Below are 5,758 nucleotides of genomic sequence, written 5' to 3' on the forward strand. Positions count from 1 at the left end.
TATTATTGGGTGATGCCGGGTCAATTGGTTTACCGCTTAATGTCTTTTCAATTATTTTTTTATGACTTACAAATCGTTTTCTGATCTTATACGCTCCTTTTACCTTTTGCCATGTAGTTGTCATTTTTACCGCACTGGCAGGCTTTCTAGTAATGTATATGATCAAGGCATCTACCGCAGCAGATAATAATACCCCGGTAATGATCATTGTTTTAGAAATCCACTCGTAGCGTTGTGCATAGTTAATAATCGTGGGCTGATTTGCAGTGCCAAAAGAATGATACCCATGTAACCCAACCCCAATATCTTCGGCTGTTTTTTCAATATAATCATATACAATTTCTTCAACAATACTATTCAGGGTTGCGTTGGGCAAGTGTCGTTTTACTATTTTGGCTTCTTTAGAGATTTCCCGTACCCATTTCATTTCCTTTTTAAGTCCTCTTACCAACTTGTGTTGTGGGTTACTATCTAAATTAACCTTACGGTAGTAGTTTTTATTTTTTCCGCTAAAGTCCTTTGGTTTTCCTATATGTAGGTGCAATGCAAAGGCAACATCAGGATGTATAGCTATTTTGACCTCTTTTTCAAAAGCACAGGAGTGTACAGGAATTGTAAACTTTGCTTCAGGAGGTAAAAAAGCAGGGAAATAGGTTGTAAAAAACTTGACATCGTCCAATGGTTCTATATGTTCATATGGATATACCGGTGTAAAACTTAGTTGGGTTCCATCTTCAGAAATCTCTACATCATCATAAGCAGCTTGCAATTCGGTAGCGTCGATGATAGTTTCTTTTTGGTGTAGATCTTTACTTCTATGGCAATGGCTTACATCTGCTTCTTGTAATGATATGGTCAGTTTCTTGTTACTATCTTTTGTAGAGACTACCCCGACATCGAGTATTTTTCGATTGAGATTGATATCTTGTTTTGTAGAAAAAAGGGTAGCTTCTTCTGTTCCGGGATATGTTTTTGTAATCCCATTGTATCGACAGTTGTTAAAATGTGCCACTTCTGTCATTACATTTCCGATTACTACGGGTTTGTTTCCTTCTTTTGAGGCTGGGTTGGCATGGGTATCTCCCGGGCTTTTCTTTTTTACTCTTAGAAGGTCTTTATTGTCTGTAAAATGAAAAGGCTTAATCCCTTCTGCAGCCAGTACACCACCAATTTCTATTTCCTGACCCCTTGTATATTGTGCAGCCAGACGCATCCATCTGTGTTCTAGATAAATTTTAAAAATCGCCTTTTGCAACTTTCTATTAGGGTTACCGGCATCTTCATAAATTTTTACCTGTTGTATTAATTCTGTAGCCAGATGGTCATTGTTGGTCTCGTTGGTATCTTCATCAAAAGTAAGATCTTTGTTTCCATAAAGGTAATCACTTAAGCGTAAATGGAGATTATGTCCATATAATCCTTGAGTATATACATGCAATTCCACATATTGCCCATAGAATTTTTCGGTTGCCTTACCGCCATTATGTTTTTCCTTGTATTCTCGCCATTCTATTTTAGCAATCCCTTTTCTTCCTGTGCTACGCACAAAAATACCATTAGGTGTTTTATTTGTAGGGGCTTCTCCTGGAAATACAGGTTCTAACCATGCAAGGCCACCCCCTGAGTATATTTCATGCATTTTAACCCTGATTCGAGAACCAGACGCATTTTCATGTAGGTTTTCAATCGTAAAATTTGGTCCACGATCCCATATAACAGTAGAAGCTACCCAACGGATTTGATCTCTTTCTTCCTTGGTCATTTCAGCAGGGACGTCCACCTTTGCATCAACATATTCTCCCGGCTGTGTAGTCACCACATAATTAGCCTCATTATACTGTTCATTATGACTTATCAAGATAAGGTTACTTATTTTTATCATGCTTAGAAGTTTTATGGGGTTTGGAGTATACCTTTATGATATATTATAGTTTTGAGTAATGTACCTTTCTCATCATAAGTACACCATTCACCTTCTTTTTTACCGTTTTCATAACTCCCTTCTTGTTTTAGAATTCCTGTATTGTAGTAAAAATCTTTGTACTTGCCATTTCCTTTTGCTCCAAAATCAATCTGGTATAATAATTTTCCTCCAGTATTATAAACATTGTATTCATTGGAAATCAAACCGTTATTCCAGTGTTCTTTCTTCACTATTTTATTTTTGTAGCTTGTTTTCCAAAAGCCATCTTTGAGTCCTTTTTCAAAAGTACCTTCTTCAACAATGTAGTTTGAATCCATTAATATGGGAATATCAGAAGGACTTAACTTCTCTAAGTATATTTGGTATTTTCCTTGGAGTTTTTTTTTGCTATTTTTTGAAATAAAAGAATAATGACCATTCTGAGGTATACTCTCTATTTTGGAAAAGAGAACTTTAACAGCGGGTTTTGGTACTTGCTGCGCTCTTGAAAAGATGCAGATCGATAAGCAGAGAATTAATACTATTACAGGACTGTTTATTTTCAACATGCTGATAACGATTTTAAGGGTTTTGTGCTTTACCATCATCATATAATAATGTGCTAACCAGTTTACCTTTCTCATCATAAGTACACCATTCACCTTCTTTTTTTCCGTTCTCATAACCCCCTTCTTGTTTCAGAATTCCTGTGTTGTAGTAAAAATCTTTGTACTTGCCATTTCCTTTTGCTCCAAAATCAACTTGGTATAATAATTTTCCTTTGGTATTGTAAACACTGTACTCATTGGAGATTAAACCGTTATTCCAATGTTCTTTTTTCACTATTTTATTTTTATAGTTTGTTTTCCAAAAACCATCTTTGAGTCCTTTTTCAAAAGTTCCCTCTTCTACAAATCCAGTATTAATACCACCAAATAATGAAACATTATTGTGGCTGGAATCCAACTTTTGGATCAATATTTCATATCTGCCTTCTAATAAGATTTTGGCATCACGCTTTTTATGAATAACTAATCCATTTTCATTTTGCTTTTCTATCTTTAAGTTAGAAGAAAGGACAGCAGGTTTTACAACTTTTTGTTGCGCATTCAACACTGAAAGAGCAACTATATATAAGAAGGTGATTATTTTTAGTCTCATTTTTTGCTATAGAATTTTTTTGTGTCTTCTTGTAGAGCTTTCCATTGATATCTCCAGAAAGATACTCTAGTGCTACTGTAATCCATGATATTTTCTGTTTCGTATTTTTTGAACTTAAACGGGTTTCTATAATAGATGTATAAATATTCTCTAAGTTCTCGATACTCATTCTTAAACTGATTCCATTCTTTTGCTATTTCTTCCTCGGGAGTACTTGAATTTAATAAATAGTTAAAATAATCATCTATTTCAACTATTCTTTTATTATACCTTGTAATATCCTGAGGAGCAGCTTTTTCTTGAAAGGAATGTGATAAACCTAATACATGTGAAATTTCATGAGCAAATGTTGTTTTTTTCCACAAATTACTATTGTAAATAGCACATTGTTTAGCATCAATATCAATGATTTCTCCTTCACCTCCCGATTTCTCTTTATTTAATGGAGATAGAAATACAATTATTCCTCTTTTTGAATATTGTTTAGGATGTTGCCTTTTAAATTCTTTTCTGAATTTATCCAGTACTTCGTCTCCTTTAAACATACATCCTTCTTCAACAATCAACCCATCATCAATCCATTCCTGTTCATCTATAACAATATCATAAACTTTGCCAATTTTACATTGTAATAAAGCTTGATTCAAAGATTGTGTGTTTAAATAGTCTTGTAAATTTTGTAAATCCCCTGTAATATCTTTGTTGGTGTCACCAAAACCTTTGGGAAGGTCTATTTTATTTTCAATAGCTTCTTTATCACTCTCTTTAGAAACCCCTCTTAATATTCTTACCGGGGTGATCTCAAAGTGAAACTGTTCGTGATCTACGTTTTTAACAATATGAATTTTGCCTACAGTTTCGTCATCTTTATCTTTAAGTTCTATGGTCGTATCTTCTGTAAGGGGTTCATCGCAATATATGGTGATAGGGACATCTTCCATATCCGCATCCGCTACATCTATTACATCCGGCTTAAAACGTATCCCATTTTTAGAAGGAAGTTTGATAATGTCCTCATCCGTAGTTGGAATATAATCGTTATATATATGTACTGTTAAGTTTAATTGTACTCCTTCCTGTTTTGGGAACATGGAAAGCCAAGGCACAAAATAATCTTCTCCTTCTATTGTAAAAGGAGTGTATTCTTTCTTTAACTTTTCATAATCATCACAGATGCTCTTACCATCAGCGTTGTTCTCCGGGATATAGTTATACCGCATCCAATCAAACCCAAACTCTCCTTTATAATCATAAAGTCTATGAAAATAAGCTTTAAACTTTAGCTTTTCGTCTTCTACTGCCTCATCTTCTACAGGGGCAACACTTAAATCTTCTGGTTCTGTAACTTCAGTAAACTTCTTCATATTCACCAAAGGATTTAACTGGCTTTGCGCTTGTGCATTGGTTTGTTCAATATCACTATTTCCTGCAGCAGCAGTTTGCCCATGATATGTAAATTCTATACAGGATGCTCCTGCAATAGCACAAGTCGCCTTACTTTTTTCAGTTAAGATTTGCCCGCCATTAGGGAGTTCTACTTTTTCATAAACATCCTGCCAAGCTGTAATCGAAGGAACACATGGTAGAAACCCACTGTTAGAGGGTTGTAGTTTACATTGTCCGAAAGTTTTAGCCTGTAATGGCATTCCTATATCCATTGTATTGCCTATCAATTTTTTACTTCCTGCACCATCATTGATATATCCCTTTTGTTGGGTCTGTACTACAAATGTATCAGGGGTATTTCCAAATTTACATTTGCATATCGCTCCATCTACTACAACGTGTCCTTTACTCATCCTATTATTTTTTTAGTCTGCTACAGTTTAAGTTCTTTTCCCAAAAAGAAATATCGTTTTTTCTTTTTCTTAGGTTCAGGTTCTTGATGTTTTGCTTCTTGTATTTCTACTTGCTGTTCCGATGCTGTTTTCGGGGTTTTATCTTTAAGGTGATATATTTCTACATCTACTATTTTAAATGCTCCAGAAGGAAACTTTATTGTACAACCCCCTAAAATTGCATCCCAAATAGGGGCATCTTTATATAAATGGTACTTGAGCGCTACCGTTCCATCCGGTTTTTTGCCTTTAGGGTCAGTAGGGTGTTTTCGACCTTGTGTTATATCGGTTTCTGTTCTCGGGTCTGTATATGCTCCCGATCGTGTGATCAAAATGTCTTCTTGTCGCTTAGGGTGGTAGTCAATATAATCTTTGGTTGTAAAATGTATTGGGGTCAAATATGGAACCAATGGATATCCTATATTTTGATCACCTTGTACAGCGTGTATTGATATTTTTGTAAAGAAAAGACTAAAAAACCAATCTTGCTCTTTTATCTCTGTAATAAGCAATAGGGGATCTGTAATCATATCATCCATTGCTTGCAATATGGCATCGGTTTGTTTTCCTGAATAGTTTTTTTGCAATATTATTTTTTGATCCAGCCATCGGTTTACCATTTCCTGATGATTGGCAATACCCAAAACAGAAAGGTTACGGTTTACATATAACTGCATGGGATATAAAACCGCCCCGCACTGTCCTGCAAATTGATCCATGACAAGATTTGGTGCTTTATTGTCCAGATATATCTGGTGTTTGTGCAATTCAACCACAAATGTATCTTCATCAATCTGTTCTAAAAAGACCACATCCATCTCAAAATGTATGTGTTGCGCTTTTTGATGCTCATCTT

General features: G+C 35.0%; 5 protein-coding genes. All 5 read right to left on the reverse strand.

Going from position 1 to position 5,758, the window contains the following annotated elements:
* The coding region (locus FHK87_RS25925) for a hypothetical protein (RefSeq protein ID WP_140597820.1) at positions 1-1,882 on the reverse strand (1,882 nt) is incomplete at its 3' end.
* A gap of 11 nt (positions 1,883-1,893) precedes the next feature.
* The gene (locus tag FHK87_RS25930) at positions 1,894-2,472 is read right to left on the reverse strand and encodes a toxin-antitoxin system YwqK family antitoxin (RefSeq protein WP_140597822.1); all 579 of its coding nucleotides are present in this window, start codon (positions 2,470-2,472) and stop codon (positions 1,894-1,896) included.
* A gap of 13 nt (positions 2,473-2,485) precedes the next feature.
* A complete protein-coding gene (locus FHK87_RS25935) occupies positions 2,486-3,064 on the reverse strand; it encodes a toxin-antitoxin system YwqK family antitoxin (protein ID WP_140597825.1) in 579 nt (192 codons plus the stop codon).
* Entirely contained in the window at positions 3,061-4,863 is a 1,803-nt protein-coding gene (locus FHK87_RS25940) for a DUF4280 domain-containing protein (protein ID WP_140597827.1), read from the reverse strand. The genes FHK87_RS25935 and FHK87_RS25940 overlap by 4 nt, the downstream gene beginning before the upstream one ends.
* 20 nt (positions 4,864-4,883) lie before the next feature.
* A partial coding sequence (locus FHK87_RS26480; protein ID WP_226294430.1) for a hypothetical protein occupies positions 4,884-5,758 on the reverse strand: 875 nt, incomplete at its 5' end.

This window comes from Aquimarina algicola (assembly GCF_006443095.1).
GTDB classification, from domain to species: Bacteria; Bacteroidota; Bacteroidia; order Flavobacteriales; family Flavobacteriaceae; genus Aquimarina; species Aquimarina algicola.

Bases quoted from the DNA above. Each gene is read 5' to 3' on its own strand.
- FHK87_RS25935 (WP_140597825.1), bottom strand. From the start codon at position 3,064: ATGAGACTAAAAATAATCACCTTCTTATATATAGTTGCTCTTTCAGTG.
- FHK87_RS25930 (WP_140597822.1), bottom strand. From the start codon at position 2,472: ATGTTGAAAATAAACAGTCCTGTAATAGTATTAATTCTCTGCTTATCG.
- FHK87_RS25940 (WP_140597827.1), bottom strand. From the start codon at position 4,863: ATGAGTAAAGGACACGTTGTAGTAGATGGAGCGATATGCAAATGTAAA.